This window comes from Acidovorax sp. 210-6, assembly GCF_010020825.1.
Taxonomy (GTDB): Bacteria; Pseudomonadota; Gammaproteobacteria; order Burkholderiales; family Burkholderiaceae_C; genus Simplicispira; species Simplicispira sedimenti.
Genome location: NZ_JAACJE010000001.1, coordinates 1,148,898 through 1,163,520, shown reverse-complemented (window position 1 = coordinate 1,163,520; position 14,623 = coordinate 1,148,898). Strand labels below are relative to the sequence as shown.

10 protein-coding genes and 5 tRNA genes are annotated in these 14,623 nt (G+C 64.3%); 2 read left to right on the top strand and 13 right to left on the bottom strand.

Translation table 11 applies throughout. The features are described from left to right. Window positions 1–20 precede the first annotated feature (20 nt). Entirely contained in the window at window positions 21–875 is an 855-nt protein-coding gene (gene murI / locus GWK50_RS05455) for a glutamate racemase (protein WP_162015664.1), read from the top strand. On the opposite strand, the gene GWK50_RS05450 is transcribed toward murI, so the two are convergent. The 13 genes from GWK50_RS05450 to GWK50_RS05390 all read right to left on the bottom strand — a co-directional run bounded on the left by GWK50_RS05450 (window position 876) and on the right by GWK50_RS05390 (window position 13,476). Beyond that, complete coding sequence (locus GWK50_RS05450) at window positions 876–1,415, bottom strand: YgjP-like metallopeptidase domain-containing protein (protein ID WP_162015663.1); 540 nt, start codon at window positions 1,413–1,415, stop codon at window positions 876–878. It lies immediately after the preceding gene. Window positions 1,416–1,426: 11 nt separating this feature from the next. Further along, complete coding sequence (locus tag GWK50_RS05445; protein ID WP_162015662.1) at window positions 1,427–2,062, bottom strand: DUF6806 family protein; 636 nt, start codon at window positions 2,060–2,062, stop codon at window positions 1,427–1,429. Window positions 2,063–2,077: 15 nt separating this feature from the next. Beyond that, window positions 2,078–2,169: transfer RNA gene (locus GWK50_RS05440), tRNA-Leu, on the bottom strand. Window positions 2,170–2,298: 129 nt separating this feature from the next. Then, window positions 2,299–2,374: transfer RNA gene (locus GWK50_RS05435), tRNA-Gly, on the bottom strand. A 123-nt stretch (window positions 2,375–2,497) separates the two neighbouring features. Then, window positions 2,498–2,571 (bottom strand) — tRNA-Cys (locus tag GWK50_RS05430). A 54-nt stretch (window positions 2,572–2,625) separates the two neighbouring features. Then, a tRNA-Gly gene (locus tag GWK50_RS05425) sits at window positions 2,626–2,701 on the bottom strand. A gap of 84 nt (window positions 2,702–2,785) precedes the next feature. Further along, window positions 2,786–5,218 (bottom strand): endopeptidase La, encoded by a 2,433-nt coding sequence (gene lon / locus GWK50_RS05420; protein WP_162015661.1) that lies wholly within the window; start codon window positions 5,216–5,218, stop codon window positions 2,786–2,788. Between the two features lie 137 nt (window positions 5,219–5,355). Further along, window positions 5,356–6,621, bottom strand: coding sequence for an ATP-dependent Clp protease ATP-binding subunit ClpX (clpX, locus tag GWK50_RS05415; protein ID WP_162015660.1), 1,266 nt, complete (start codon window positions 6,619–6,621; stop codon window positions 5,356–5,358). Between the two features lie 105 nt (window positions 6,622–6,726). After that, window positions 6,727–7,335 (bottom strand): ATP-dependent Clp endopeptidase proteolytic subunit ClpP, encoded by a 609-nt coding sequence (gene clpP / locus GWK50_RS05410; RefSeq protein WP_162015659.1) that lies wholly within the window; start codon window positions 7,333–7,335, stop codon window positions 6,727–6,729. A 128-nt stretch (window positions 7,336–7,463) separates the two neighbouring features. Then, the gene (gene tig / locus GWK50_RS05405) at window positions 7,464–8,786 is read right to left on the bottom strand and encodes a trigger factor (RefSeq protein WP_162015658.1); all 1,323 of its coding nucleotides are present in this window, start codon (window positions 8,784–8,786) and stop codon (window positions 7,464–7,466) included. A 75-nt stretch (window positions 8,787–8,861) separates the two neighbouring features. After that, window positions 8,862–8,948: transfer RNA gene (locus GWK50_RS05400), tRNA-Leu, on the bottom strand. Between the two features lie 84 nt (window positions 8,949–9,032). Next, on the bottom strand, window positions 9,033–12,287 hold the full coding sequence (locus tag GWK50_RS05395; RefSeq protein WP_162015657.1) for an efflux RND transporter permease subunit: 3,255 nt from the start codon (window positions 12,285–12,287) through the stop codon (window positions 9,033–9,035). A gap of 7 nt (window positions 12,288–12,294) precedes the next feature. Continuing rightward, a complete protein-coding gene (locus GWK50_RS05390) occupies window positions 12,295–13,476 on the bottom strand; it encodes an efflux RND transporter periplasmic adaptor subunit (protein ID WP_162015656.1) in 1,182 nt (393 codons plus the stop codon). Window positions 13,477–13,547: 71 nt separating this feature from the next. Here GWK50_RS05390 and hpnC point away from each other — a divergent pair, with 71 nt between their 5' ends. Further along, window positions 13,548–14,405 carry a squalene synthase HpnC gene (gene hpnC, locus GWK50_RS05385; protein ID WP_162015655.1) on the top strand — a complete coding sequence of 286 codons (858 nt, stop codon included), beginning with the start codon at window positions 13,548–13,550 and terminating at the stop codon, window positions 14,403–14,405. Window positions 14,406–14,623 lie beyond the last annotated feature (218 nt).

Genomic DNA, 14,623 nt, shown 5'->3' with positions numbered 1-14,623 from the left:
CAGCGCTCTCTGCCGCACGCATGAACGACACAGCGCAGCAGCCCATCGGCGTGTTCGACAGTGGTGTCGGCGGCCTGAGCGTGCTGCAGGCGCTGCGTGCCGAACTGCCGCACGAGCGCTTCGTGTACGTGGCCGACAGCGGCCATGCCCCCTACGGTGAGCGCGGCGACGCCTATGTGGCTGCGCGCACCCATGCCATCAGCGATTTTCTTTGCGCGCAGCACAACATCAAGGCGCTGGTGGTGGCCTGCAACACGGCCACGGCTGCCGCCATCCACGAAGCACGGGTGCGCCACCCGCAGCTGCCCCTGGTAGGCGTCGAGCCTGCACTCAAGCCCGCCGTGGCAGCCACACGCACTGGCCATGTGGGGGTGATCGGCACGCGCGGCACGCTGGGCAGCGCCAAGTTTGCCCGGCTCCTGGCCTCGCTGGAAGGACAGGCGCGCTTCACCATCCAGCCCTGTGACGGGCTGGCCCATGCCATCGAGCGCAGCACCGCCCACCCACCTACGGCCACGCAGGATGCTACAGAAATAAGAGCACTTTGCGCCCAGTACACGGGCGCCATGGGCCCATTTGGTTCAGAAGAAGGCGCGATCGATACGCTGGTGCTCGGCTGCACCCACTATGTGTTTGCGCAGGACATCCTGCGCGACCTGCTGGGCCCTGACGTGGCCCTGATCGCCACAGGTGAGCCCGTGGCACGCCAGACCCGGCGCCTGCTGCAAACGGCCCATGCCCTGGCCCGCCAGGACACGCCCCTCGGCGCAGATGCGGTCACTGTGTTCACCACCGGCGCCCTGGAGCCGCTGCAAAACGCCGTGGGCCGCTGGCTGCAGTTGCCTGCGCGGTGCTGTTCTACAGTGGATTTGTAGTCAGGCGTCCCAGAGCCGCTCGCCAGACGACTCCATGTGGGTCAGGTAGAGACGGACATCGAGCTCGTACTGGTGGTAGTGCGGCTCCATGTGCTGGCACAGTTGGTAGAAGGCCTTGTCGTGCTCGCGTTCGCGAAGGTGCGCCAGCTCATGCACCACGATCATGCGCAGAAACTCCTCGGGCGCCTGCTTGAAGAGGGCGGCAATCCGGATCTCGTGCCGAGCGGCAAGTTTGCGCCCCTGGACCCGTGCGACGGTGCTGTGCAGCCCCAGCGCATGGCGCACCACATGGATCTTGTTGTCAAACACCACCTTGTTGACCGCATCTGCGTTGCGCAGGTGCTGGCTCTTGAGGTCCATGGCGTACTGGTACAGCGCCTTGTCGGTGCGCACCGCATGGGCCTGTGGGTATCTGCGCAACAGCAACGGACCCAGAGCGGCCGGGTCCTGGGCCAGCAGCGCGGACACCTGATCTCTGATGCCTGCCGGGTAGGAAGAGAGGTACGCCAGCCCGGAAAGCGCATGCAGCGCGCCTGTCATCGGACGCCGAGTCAATGCAGATGGCGCGGCCGGCGACCTCCGCCGCCGCCACCGTGCCCGCCTGCAGGCCCACCGGGGCCGCGCGGGGGCTTGCCAATCTCCAGCGAGTTGACCAGGGCATCGAAGCGCTGCGAGAAGAGCTTGTCGATTTCTGCCACCACGCCACCGAGCTCGGAGCCGTCGAAGTGCCGCTCCATCATGTTCACGACATCCTGCACCAACAGGTCACGCTGCACCTGCATGATGGCGGCAGGCGTGGGACCCACGAAGAGCATCATGAAGTCATCGCGGGCCTCTGCATCGTCGTCCGCCTCGTCTTCATCGAACTCGGTGTCGTAGAAGGTGATTTCAATGGCAGCGCCCTGCTCTGCCAGATCGTTCAGCCCCATGCACATGTCGTCCAGCGACTGACGGAAGTCCTCATCGCCCCGCACCGTCCAGCACATCTGCAGGGTGTGGGCCTTGGCATCGAACTGGATGCCCGGCTCCTCTTCGTAGGCACTGGCGGCGCCATCGGCCAGCGAACGCGCACCCGCATATTTCCACAGGGGTTTGAGGGCATCCTGCAACTGATCGTAGTCCACACCAGGACGCAGTTGCACCTGGCCGTGCACGTGGATTTCGAAGGGAGCGTTGTAATGTGGCATGTTCAGTTTCAGTGGTGGTGCCCCGAGCCGGGGTCGAACCGGCACGCCCCTTTTCAGGAAGCGGCGGATTTTAAGTCCGCAGTGTCTACCAATTTCACCATCGGGGCGAGTCGCTCCAGGGCGTGCGCTCATGCGCAGCGTACCCCTTGCCCACCATGCGCGCAATGCCCATCAGGCCGCGCACGGCACCAGGCCCTGCAAATGCAAAAGGGAAGCCGAAGCTTCCCTTTTTGAACTGGAGCGGGAAAAGAGTCTCGAACTCTCGACCTCAACCTTGGCAAGGTTGCGCTCTACCAACTGAGCTATTCCCGCATGGTGCCTGTTCAATCTGACGATCAGATCAAGGCTGGCAAGCCTCGCATTATAGCGCAATTTTCAGCGCTATCCAGAACTTTGGATGCATGCCGTGCAAAACACGGCCAGCCATCGAGGTTCTGGAGGCGCGGTCCGGAGTCGAACCGGACTAACCGGATTTGCAATCCGGGGCATAACCGCTTTGCTACCGCGCCAAACCTTCGCTTCGACAAAAAAGGGAAGCGGCTGCTTCCCTTTTTCGCGGAATCTGGAGCGGGAAAAGAGTCTCGAACTCTCGACCTCAACCTTGGCAAGGTTGCGCTCTACCAACTGAGCTATTCCCGCATTGTTTGCAGCCTTACATTCTACAACGCTTGTCTGCAATAAACGCATTGTAGCGCATTTTTTGAGGGGACTCTCAAAAACCCTTCAATGTTTTACGGATTCCGCCGTCGGCACAGCGGCCGCCTTGTCCGCAGCAGCAGCCACCACAGCGGCGGCGGCCACCTCCTCGTCGGTCAGCGGCACGGGCTTGCGCTCCAGGGCGATTTCGAGCACCTTGTCGATCCATTTGACGGGAACAATCTCGAGGCCGCTCTTGACGTTGTCCGGAATCTCCTGAAGGTCCTTGACGTTCTCTTCGGGGATGAGCACCGTGCGAATGCCGCCGCGCAAGGCCGCCAGCAGCTTTTCCTTCAGACCACCGATGGCGGTCACCTCGCCGCGCAGGGTGATCTCGCCCGTCATGGCCACATCGCCGCGCACTGCAATGCCGGTGAGGGCCGACACAAAAGCCGTGACCATGGCAGCACCCGCACTGGGACCATCCTTGGGCGTCGCACCATCGGGCACGTGGATGTGCACGTCCTTCTTGTCAAACACCTCGTCCTTGATGCCCAGCATCCGGGCACGGCTGCGGACCACGGTGCGTGCGGCCTCCACGGACTCTTTCATCACATCGCCCAGCGAGCCCGTGCGCGTGATGACACCCTTGCCCGGCATGGTGACGGCCTCGATGGTCAGCAGATCGCCCCCCACCTCGGTCCAGGCCAGGCCCACGACCTGGCCCACCTGGTTCTGCTGCTCGGCACGGCCATAGGTGTATTTGCGCACGCCCAAGAAGTCCGGCAGGTTGTCTGGGGTGACCACCACCTTGGGCTCGTACTTCTTGAGCAGCAGGCCCTTGATCACCTTGCGGCAGATTTTGGAGAGCTCGCGCTCCAGCGAACGCACACCCGCCTCGCGCGTGTAGTAGCGCACCATGTCGCGCACGGCAGCCTCGGTCACCTCCAGCTCGCCGTCCTTCACACCATTGTTCTTGAGCTGCTTGGGCAGCAGGTACTTCATGGCGATGTTGGTTTTCTCGTCCTCGGTGTAACCCGACAGGCGGATTACTTCCATGCGGTCGAGCAGCGCAGAGGGGATGTTCATCGAGTTCGAGGTGGCCACGAACATCACATCGGACAGATCGAAATCGACCTCGACGTAGTGGTCGCCGAAGGTGTGGTTCTGCTCGGGGTCCAGCACCTCCAGCAGCGCGCTCGACGGGTCGCCCCGGAAATCCTGGCCCAGCTTGTCGATCTCGTCGAGCAGGAACAGCGGGTTGCGCGTACCAATCTTGCCCAGGCTCTGCAGCACCTTGCCCGGCATGGCGCCAATATAGGTGCGTCGGTGGCCGCGGATCTCGGCCTCATCGCGCATGCCTCCCAGCGCCATGCGCACGTACTTGCGCCCCGTGGCCTTGGCGATGGACTGGCCCAGCGAGGTCTTGCCCACGCCGGGTGGCCCCACCAGGCACAGGATGGGTGCCTTGACCTTGTCCACGCGCTGCTGCACGGCAAGGTATTCAAGGATACGGTCCTTGACCTTATCGAGGCCGTAGTGGTCCTCGTTGAGCACCACCTCGGCATTGCCCAGGTCGTGCTTGATCTTGGTCTTCTTGCTCCAGGGCAGCGAGACCAGCACGTCGATGTAATTGCGCACCACCGTGGCCTCGGCCGACATGGGCGACATGAGCTTGAGCTTCTTGAGCTCGGCCTCGGCCTTTTTGCGCGCCTCGGCGGGCATCTTGGCAGCCTTGATCTTCTTGTCGATCTCTTCGAGGTCCGCGCCCTCCTCGCCCTCGCCGAGTTCCTTCTGGATGGCCTTGACCTGCTCATTGAGGTAGAAGTCGCGCTGGTTCTTCTCCATCTGGCGCTTGACGCGGCTGCGGATGCGCTTGTCCACGTTGAGGATCTCGACCTCGCGGTCCAGTTGCTCGAACAGGTTTTCCAACCGCTCCTTCACACCAGCCAGGTCCAGCACGGCCTGCTTGTTCTCCAGCTTGAGCGGCAGGTGCGCGGCGATGGTGTCGGCCAGGCGGCCGGGATCGTCGATGCTGGAGATCGAGGTCAGGATCTCCGGCGGAATCTTCTTGTTGAGCTTGACGTAGTGGTCGAACTGCTGCATCACCGCACGGCGCAGTGCCTCGATCTCACTGGGGGGCGCATCGGCCTGGTGCTCGATGGGAGCCACCGTGGCGCTGAAATGGGTTTCCGCATCCTCGATGGACTGGACCTGCGCGCGCTGCTGGCCCTCGACCAGCACCTTCACGGTGCCATCGGGCAGCTTGAGCATCTGCAGGATGGTGGAAACGCAGCCCACATCGAACATGTCCTTGACGGACGGCTCGTCCTTGGCAGCCGCCTTTTGGGCCACCAGCATGATGCGGCGGTCGGCCTCCATGGCCAGTTCCAGCGCCTTGATGCTCTTGGGGCGTCCCACAAACAGTGGAATCACCATGTGGGGAAATACGACCACATCACGCAGCGGCAACAGCGGCAGCGCAATGGGAGTGGAAGGCAGGGGGGGGTGTCCGGACATGGGATTCCTCATCAATCTACCAGGCATATGACCCGCAGATGCTCAATTTCAAGCCCAAGCCCGCCTCGAAACCCGGCTTGGGTGGCACTGCCAGGGGCTGCCTGGCAGTGAATCGGCTGCCCACAGCTGGCAGGGCGTCAGGCCTTCTTCGCGGCTTCGCGGTACACCAGCAGGGGCGGCTTGCCCTCTTCAATGGTGGACTCATCGACCACCACCTTTTCGACGTTGCTGGCATTGGGCAGATCGAACATGGTATTGATCAGTGCCTGCTCCAGAATGGAACGCAGCCCGCGCGCTCCAGTCTTGCGCGCCAACGCCTTGCGGGCAATGGCCTTGAGCGCGGCGGGGCGGATCTCCAGTTCGGCGCCCTCCATCGCCAGCAGCTTGTTGTACTGCTTGACGAGTGCATTCTTGGGTTCGGTCAGGATCTGCACCAGTGCGTCCTCGCCCAGTTCCGCCAACGCGGCCACCACGGGCATGCGACCCACCAGCTCGGGGATCAGGCCGAACTTGATCAGATCCTCAGGTTCGATTTCCTGGAACACCTCGCTCAGAGAGCGCTGCTTCTTGCTCTTGACGGCTGCGCCGAAACCGATGCCCGAGGCCTCGGTGCGGTTCTCGATGACCTTCTCCAGGCCAGCGAACGCGCCGCCGCAGATGAACAGGATGTTGGTCGTGTCGATCTGCAGGAAATCCTGGTTGGGGTGCTTGCGCCCGCCCTGGGGTGGAACGCTGGCCATGGTGCCCTCGATGAGCTTGAGCAGCGCCTGCTGCACACCCTCGCCCGACACATCGCGCGTGATGCTGGGGTTGTCCGACTTGCGCGAGATCTTGTCGATCTCATCAATGTAAACGATGCCGCGCTGCGCACGCTCCACTTCGTAGTTGCAGCTTTGCAGGAGCTTCTGGATGATGTTCTCGACATCTTCCCCCACATAGCCCGCTTCGGTCAGCGTGGTGGCGTCGGCCATCACAAAGGGCACATCAAGCATGCGCGCCAGCGTTTGCGCCAGCAGCGTCTTGCCCGACCCCGTAGGGCCGATGAGCAGGATGTTGCTCTTGGACAGCTCCACGTCGTCCTTGGCCGCCTTGTCCTTGTGGCGCAAGCGCTTGTAGTGGTTGTACACCGCCACCGCCAGCGTGCGCTTGGCGGCCTCCTGGCCAATCACATAGTTGTCCAGATTGGCCTTGATTTCGGACGGCGTGGGCAGATCGGTCTTGGCTTCACGGCCCGCTTCGCCTGCAGGCAGCTCGTCGCGGATGACTTCGTTGCACAGGTCAATGCACTCGTCGCAAATGAAGACCGACGGACCGGCAATCAGCTTCTTCACCTCGTGCTGGCTCTTGCCGCAGAACGAGCAGTAAAGGGTTTTTTCGCTGGATGAGCCTTTTTTCTCGGCCATGGGAAGCTGTGCCTTGTGTGTTACTGAAAGTTGTCGGGATGATACCCAAAGCAGGGGAATGCGCCACGGGCCGGAAAACCAGCCCTGCGGGCGCTCTGCACAGGATCAGGGCCGCTTGGCGATCACCTGATCGACGATGCCGTAGTCCTTGGCCTCGTCGGCGGTCATGAAGTAGTCGCGCTCGGTATCCTGCTTCACCTTCTCGATCGGCTGCCCCGTGCGCTCGGCCAGGATGCGGTTCATCTGGTCCTTGGTGCGCAGGATGTCGCGCGCGTGGATCTCGATGTCCGTGGCCTGACCACGCGCGCCACCGAGCACCTGGTGGATCATGATCTTGGAGTTGGGCAGCGAGAAGCGCTTACCCTTGGCACCCGCTGCCAGCAGGAAGGCGCCCATGCTGGCGGCGAAGCCGCAGCACAGCGTGGAAACGTCGGGCTTGATGAACTGCATGGTGTCGTAAATGGCCATGCCCGCCGTGACGCTGCCACCCGGGGAGTTGATGTAGAACGAGATGTCCTTGTCCGGATTCTCGCTTTCCAGGAACAGCAACTGCGCCACCACCAGGTTGGCCGTCTGGTCGTTGACCTCGCCGACCAGGAAGATCACGCGTTCCTTGAGCAGACGCGAATAGATGTCGTACGACCGCTCGCCGCGGCCCGACTGTTCGATGACCATCGGGATCATGCCCAGGGCCTGTGTTTCCAGTGCGCTCATGTAGGTTTCTCCATTGCAGGCGGGTAATGTACCCAGAAATGAAATGGGGCTTGTGCCCATGGTCACAAGCCCCCAAGCATGGCTTCAGTGCACGCACAGGCCCGCAACGGCCCGTGCGCTGCGGCCTATCAGGCCTGCGCTGCAGCCGCGCCCATCAGTTCGTCAAAGGTGACGTCCTTGTTGGTCACCTTGGCCTTGCTCAGCACAAAGTCGGCCACGTTGTTCTCGATCACCACGGCCTCGACTTCGGCCAGACGCTGGCGGTCGCTGAAGTACCAGCGCACCACGTCTTCGGGCTTCTCGTAGCTGGCTGCCAGCTCGTCGATGTGGGCCTTGAGCTGGTCCGGCTGGGCATGCAGGTTGTTGGCGCGCACCACCTCGGCCACCACCAGACCCAGGCGCACGCGGCGCTCGGCCTGCGCACGGAAAATGTCGTCCGGAATTTCGGCCTTGTCGGCATCCTTGATGCCACGCTGCTTCAGCTCGGCGCGTGCGCCAGCCTTGAGGCGCTCGATTTCGGCCTGCACGCTCGCGTTGGGCAGGTCCAGCTCGGCCTTGGCCAGCAGTGCGTCCATCACGGCAGCCTTGTTGCGGGCCAGCAGGCGGAACTTGACTTCGCGCTCCAGGTTCTTCTTGATGTCGGCGCGCAGACCGTCCACCGTGGCGTCGGCAATGCCCAGCGACTTGGCCAGCGCATCGTTCACTTCGGGCAGGTGCGAGGCTTCGATCTTCTTGACCGTGACCAGGAAGTCGGCCGTCTTGCCCGCCACATCCTTGCCGTGGTAGTCGGCCGGGAAAGCCAGGGGGAAAGTCTTGCTCTCGCCCACCTTCATGCCGCGCACGGCATCTTCAAATTCCTTCAGCATCTGGCCTTCGCCCACCAGGAACTGGAAGTCCTCGGCCTTGCCGCCGGCGAAGGGTTCGCCGTCGATCTTGCCTTCGAAGTCCACGGTCACGCGGTCGCCGTCCTGGGCGGCTGCGTCCAGGGCGCGCTGGGCAAAGCTGCGGCGCTGCTTGCGCAGGATGTCCAGCGTGCGGTCGATGGCGCTGTCGGTCACTTCGGTGGCCAGCTTTTCCACTTCAACGTCGGACAGGTCACCGATCTTGACTTCGGGGAACACTTCAAACACGGCGTCGAAGGTCATTTCGCCCTCGGGCGCACCTTCCTTCTCGGTGATGCGCGGCTGGCCTGCCACGCGCAGCTTGGCTTCGTTGGCGGCCAGGGTGAAGGCCTCACCGACCTTGTCGTTCAGCACTTCGTACTGCACCGAGTAACCGTAGCGCTGCGCCACCACGTTCATGGGCACCTTGCCGGGACGGAAGCCGTCCATCTTGACGGTGCGCGCCATGCGCTTGAGGCGCGATTCAACTTCACTCTGCACAGCGGCCAGGGGCAGGCTCAGCGTGATCTTGCGTTCGAGCTTTTCAAGGGTTTCAACGGTAACAGCCATGGCTACTCCTAAATTTCTGAATAAACGCGCCAACTGCGGAGCAGTGGCGCCGTGTCCGGACAAGTCTCAAAGGGGTGGTGCGCGGGGGGGGACTCGAACCCCCACACCATTGCTGGCGTCAGGACCTAAACCTGGTGCGTCTACCAATTTCGCCACCCGCGCGGTCTTCAAACAGACAGGCGGCAAGCACCGCCTGCCGCCTGTGTGAAACTGGTTAACTCTTGATTTTAACCTGATGCGGGCACATCAATCCCCGGCACCCACTTCGGGCTCTGGCCGACGCACCCGGAACCAGGCCGCATACATGGCCGGCAGGGCCAGCAGCGTGAGCACGGTGGCCACGATCAGCCCGCCCATGATGGCCACGGCCATGGGGCCCCAGAACACGCTGCGCGAGAGCGGGATCATGGCCAGCACGGCGGCCGCAGCTGTCAGCACGATGGGGCGCAGGCGGCGCACCGCCGATTCGACGATGGCGTCCCACGCCGGAACGCCGCGCGCGCGGTCCTGCTCGATCTGGTCGATCAGGATGACCGAGTTGCGCTGGATCATGCCCATGAGCGCGATCACGCCCAGCAGCGCCACAAAGCCGAACGGCCGCCCCAGCAAAATCAGCGCCCCGGCCACACCAGCGATACCCAGCGGCCCGGTCAGGAACACCAGCATGGCACGGCTGAAGCTGTGCAGTTGCAGCATCAGCAGTGTGAAGGTGACGAACAGCATGATGGGCACGCCCGCCGCGATGGACGACGAGCCCTTGGAGCTTTCGGCCACCGCGCCCGCCACGGTGATGTGGTAGGCGTTCTGCCCTGCGGCGTGCCAGTCGGCCTCGATCTTGCGCAGCTCAGGCAGCAGTTGCTGCGTGACCGTGGCCCCCTGCAGGCCCTTCACCACGTCACCCTGCACGGTGATGGCGTACTCGCGGCCCTCGCGCCACATCACGCCCGGCTCCCAGGTGAACACCGGCTTGGCGATCTGCGTGAGCGGGATCGAGCGGCCGCTGGCCGTGGGCAGGTAGGCGTTGGCAATGTCGGTGATGGCGCGGCGCTCGTCCTCGGGCTGGCGCAGCACGATGTCGATGAGCTTGTCGCCCTCGCGGTACTGGCCCACCTGCATGCCGGTCTGCATGACCTTGGACGCCTGCGCGATGGACTGGCTCGTCACGCCCAGCGCGCGCGCCTTGTCCTGGTCCACCTCCAGGCGCAGCACCTTGACGGACTCGTTCCAGTTGTCATTCACACCACGCATGTGGGGCGAGGCGCGCAGCACCGCCTTCACCTCGTCGGCATGGGCACGCAGCACCGCCGGATCCGGCCCCATCACGCGGAACTGCACCGGATACGGCACCGGCGGCCCGTTGGGCAGCAGCTTGACGCGGCCACGCACCTCGGGGAACTCCTGCGCCAGCAGGGCCGGCAGCGAGGCCAGCAGCGCCTCGCGCTTTTTCAGGTCCTGCGCCAGCACGATGAACTGCGACACGTTGCTCTGCGGGAACACCTGGTCCAGCGGCAAATAGAAACGCGGCACGCCCGAACCCACCCAGCCACTGACCGTGGCCACGCCGGGCTGCTCCATGAGGCGCTTTTCCACGCGCAGCGTGACTTCCTCGTTGCCCGCATACGAGGTGCCCTCGGGGAACCACAGGTCCACCAGGATCTCGGGGCGGTTGGAATCCGGGAAGAACTGCTGCTGCACCTTGCCCATGCCCACAATGCCCAGGGCAAAAATCAGCAAGGTGGCGCCAATGGTCAGCCAGCGGTGTTCCACGCACCAGTGCACCAGGCGCCGGAAGGCCGTGTAGAACGGGCTGTCAAACACCTCGTGCGGGTCGTCGGTGATGCCCGCAGCCACCACATGCGGCGGCAGATTGTTGGCCCCCACGCTCGCCACTGCGTGGGCTTTGCTGCCCCCCAAGGGGGCGCCAACCGCCTTGGGGCGGCCCGGCGGCGGTTTGAGCAGCAGCGTGCCCAGGTAGGGCACGAAGTACACCGAGGCGATCCAGCTCAGCACCAGCGCAATGACCGTGACCGCAAAGATGGCAAAGGTGTACTCCCCCACGGCCGACTTGGCGATGCCAATGGGCAGAAAGCCCACCGCCGTGATCAGGGTGCCCGTGAGCATGGGAATGGCCGTGATCTCGTAGGCGAAGGTGGCGGCGCGCAGCTTGTCGTAGCCCTCTTCCATTTTGCGCACCATCATCTCGACGGCGATGATGGCGTCGTCCACCAGCAGCCCCAGCGCGATGATGAGCGAGCCCAGCGACACCTTGTGCAGGCCTATGCCCCAGTACCACATGGCCAAAAAAGTCACCGCCAGCACCAGCGGAATGGTGATGGCCACCACCAGGCCGGGGCGCGGGTCGATGTACCAGCGCTTCCACCAGCGCTGCTCGCCCGTGCGCTTGTGCATCCCCAAGCTGACGAAGCTCACGGCCAGCACGATGGCCACGGCCTCGATCAGCACCTTGACGAATTCATTGACCGAACTGGCCACCGACTTGGGCTGGTCCTGCACGTTCACCAGTTGCACGCCCGCAGGCAAGGTCTTGGCGATCGAAGCGGTGGCCGCGTGCAAGGCCTTGCCCAGCCGAATGATGTCGCCACCCTTGGTCATGGAGACACCCAGCGCGATCACCTCCTGCCCTTCGTGGCGCACCTTCACGGCCGTGGGCTCCACATAGCCACGCCGAATTTCGGCAATATCGCCCAGGCGCAGCATGTTGCCCGTGGCCCCCCGGATGGGCATGGCGCGCAGGTCTTCAATGGCCTGGAACTGCCCGGCCACACGCACCTGCACCTGGTCCTGCGGCGTCTGCACCACGCCTGCTCCCTCCACGGCGTTCTGCTGGCCCAGCTGCGCCAGCACGGCATTCATGTCCAGGCCCAGTTGCGACAGGCGCTTTTGCGAGACCTCGATGTAGAGCTTCTCGTCCTGCACGCCGAACAGCTCCACCTTGGCCACATCCGGCACGCGCAGCAGTTGTTGGCGCACGTCGTCGGCAAACTGCTTGACCTCGGCGTAGCTGTAGCCCTCGGCCTGCAAAGCGTAGATCACGCCATACACATCGCCAAAATCGTCGTTGAAGAACGGCCCCTGAACGCCCTGCGGCAGGGTGTAGCGCATGTCGCCCACCTTCTTGCGCACGGTGTACCAGATGTTGGCCACCTCGGCAGCGCGCGTGCTGTCCTTAATCTCCAGGATGATCTGCGACTCGCCGGGCTTGGAGTAGCTGCGGATCTTGTCGGCGTTGGGCACCTCCTGCAGGGTGCGCTCGATCTTGTCGGTCACCTGCTCGGCCACCTGCTGCGCCGTGGCGCCGGGCCAGTAGGTGCGCACCACCATGGCACGGAAGGTAAACGGCGGGTCTTCGTCCTGCCCCAGTTGGAAGTAGGCCGCAATGCCCAGCACCATCAGCACCACCATCAGGTAGCGCGTGAGCGGGGCATGGTCGATGGCCCAGCGGGAGAGGTTGAAGCCCTCTTTCGGTTGCACTGGCGTCATGGCGTGCTCACTGGGCAGAAGAGGCAGCGGCAGCCGCAGCACCATTTGCTACTTTTTTTGTAGCTGCTTGCGCTTGTCCAGATTGCCCTGGAGCCGATTTTTGCTGAAACACCACAACCTTTTGCCCCGGCGTGAGCACATGCACCCCGGTGCTCACCACCTGCATGCCCGGCGTGAGGCCGCCCACGATGACGGCGTCGTTGCCGTCGGCCGTGGCCACCTGCACCACCTGCGAGCGCACCGTGCCCTTGTCGGCCTCGTACACCCACACCGCCGTGGCCTGGCCCTCCTGGCGCAGCGCCGTGGTGGGCAGCTTGATGGCCTGCAAACCCTTGGCCGCCAGCGCCTGCGGTACCACATGCACCGTGGAGCCCAGCGGTGGCGCAGTGGCCGGGTCGATTTTCACCTTGACGGTGAAGGTGCGCGTGACCGGGTCGGCACTGGCTGCCACCTCGCGCACGGTGCCGGGCAAGGACTCACCCGTGGACCATGTGCGCACCTGCACCGGCTGGCCCGGCTCCAGGCGGGTGACCTTGTCCTCGGGCACGGCGATGACCACATCGCGCGCGCCATCGTGCGCCAGGCGCAGCACGGGCGTGCCTGCGGCCAGCACCTGGCCGGGCTCGGCATCAATGCCCGTGACCACGCCCGAAGCGTCTGCCTGCAGGCGCGTGTACTGCGCCTGGTTGCCCTGGGCCTGGGCCTGCGCCTGGGCCTGCTGCAATTGCGAACGCGCCGCCTTCAGCGCGCTTTCGCGGCGCTCGAGCTCGGCGCCGCTGATGAAGTTCTGCTCCTTGAGCTTGCCGAAACGCTGGAAATCGGCTGCCGCCAGCTCGTACTGCGTTTGCGCGGCGGCCACCTGGGCGCGCGCTGCGGCGGCGCTCAACTGGTAGTCCTGCGGGTCGATCTGCGCCAGCACCTGCCCGGCCTGCACGCGCTGGCCCAGTTGTACCGGGCGCTCCACCAGCTTGCCCGCCACGCGAAAGCCCAGGCGCGACTCCACGCCTGCACGCACCTCGCCCGCGTACTCCTGCACCGTCTGCAGCTCGCTGGCACCCACCGTGAGCAGCTTGACCGCCCGCACCGGCTCGGGCGGGGGCTCGGGCTGCGAGCAGGCGGTGACCAGGGAAAGCAGGGCCAGAACCCCCAAAAGCCCCATACGGGGCTGTGCTGCGGACGAAGTTCGCATGGATGTGTCCAAATAATTACTGACTGACTGGTTAGTAATCTATGTGATCGCTTGTCCCTTGTCAAGCGACAATGCAGCCCGTGAACACACCCCTGCCCCCACCTGTCACCCACTACGAGAACTTTCCCGTGGCGTCCTGGCTGTGCCCGCCGCACCTGCGCGCACCCATTGCCGCCATCTACGCCTTCGCGCGCACGGCCGACGACATCGCCGACGAAGGCCCGGCCAACGCCGCCCAGCGCCTGGCCGACCTGGCCGCCTACCGGGCCGACCTGCACGCCATCGCAGCGGCGCAAGCGCCCTCGGAGCGCTGGTCCGCCGTCTTTGCCCCGCTGGCCGCCATGCTGAAAAGCCACGCCCTGCCCGTGCCGCTGCTGGACGACCTGCTCAGCGCCTTCATCCAAGATGTGGAAAAAACCCGCGATGGCGCCGGCTACGCCCACCGCACCGAATTGCTGGACTACTGCCGCCGCTCGGCCAACCCCGTGGGCCGGCTGCTGCTGCACCTGTACGGCGTGCAGGGCGCGCAGGCGCTGGACGAAAGCGACGCCATCTGCACCGCGCTGCAGCTCATCAACTTCTGGCAGGACCTGAGCGTGGACCTGCCGCGCGCGCGCTTTTACCTGCCCGACGAAGACTGCGCCGCCCACGGCGTGGACCGCGCCCAGTTACTGGCCTTGCGGCCCACGGCGCAGACCACGGCCCTGATCCAAGAACTCTCAGGCTGGACGCGCGCCACCATGCTGCGCGGCGCGCCCCTGGTACACCGCGTACCCGGCCGCATGGGCTGGGAGCTGCGCCTGGTGGTGCAAGGCGGCTTGCGCATTCTGGACAAGGTGGACGCCCTGCAAGGCCGCAGCCTGTGCCAGCGCCCCCGCATCCGCGCGTGGGACGCACCGGGCATGCTGGCCCGCGCCCTGGCGATGTAAGAACGTGTTCACGTTTTAAGTAAGAAACATTCATGCCCCGCAACCCGCGCTGAAGCCTGTGCGCCTTGGGATACAAGATCCAAAGAAAATTGGGCTTTATCGCCCGTATTCATTGCGCAAGCAGCTATTGTTTTTATAGCAAACAACACCCCGCGCAGGGCACAGCCAGCGGCAGAGCACACCAACACCTCAGGGAATGTGCGCTTGCCAGCGCGCTG

Excerpts from the sequence above, each read along its gene's own strand:
- GWK50_RS05390 (WP_162015656.1), bottom strand. The coding sequence starts at position 13,476 with ATGCGAACTTCGTCCGCAGCACAGCCCCGTATGGGGCTTTTGGGGGTT.
- lon (WP_162015661.1), bottom strand. The coding sequence starts at position 5,218 with ATGTCCGGACACCCCCCCCTGCCTTCCACTCCCATTGCGCTGCCGCTG.
- tig (WP_162015658.1), bottom strand. The coding sequence starts at position 8,786 with ATGGCTGTTACCGTTGAAACCCTTGAAAAGCTCGAACGCAAGATCACG.
- clpX (WP_162015660.1), bottom strand. The coding sequence starts at position 6,621 with ATGGCCGAGAAAAAAGGCTCATCCAGCGAAAAAACCCTTTACTGCTCG.
- GWK50_RS05450 (WP_162015663.1), bottom strand. The coding sequence starts at position 1,415 with ATGACAGGCGCGCTGCATGCGCTTTCCGGGCTGGCGTACCTCTCTTCC.
- hpnC (WP_162015655.1), top strand. The coding sequence starts at position 13,548 with ATGCAGCCCGTGAACACACCCCTGCCCCCACCTGTCACCCACTACGAG.
- clpP (WP_162015659.1), bottom strand. The coding sequence starts at position 7,335 with ATGAGCGCACTGGAAACACAGGCCCTGGGCATGATCCCGATGGTCATC.
- murI (WP_162015664.1), top strand. The coding sequence starts at position 21 with ATGAACGACACAGCGCAGCAGCCCATCGGCGTGTTCGACAGTGGTGTC.
- GWK50_RS05395 (WP_162015657.1), bottom strand. The coding sequence starts at position 12,287 with ATGACGCCAGTGCAACCGAAAGAGGGCTTCAACCTCTCCCGCTGGGCC.
- GWK50_RS05445 (WP_162015662.1), bottom strand. The coding sequence starts at position 2,062 with ATGCCACATTACAACGCTCCCTTCGAAATCCACGTGCACGGCCAGGTG.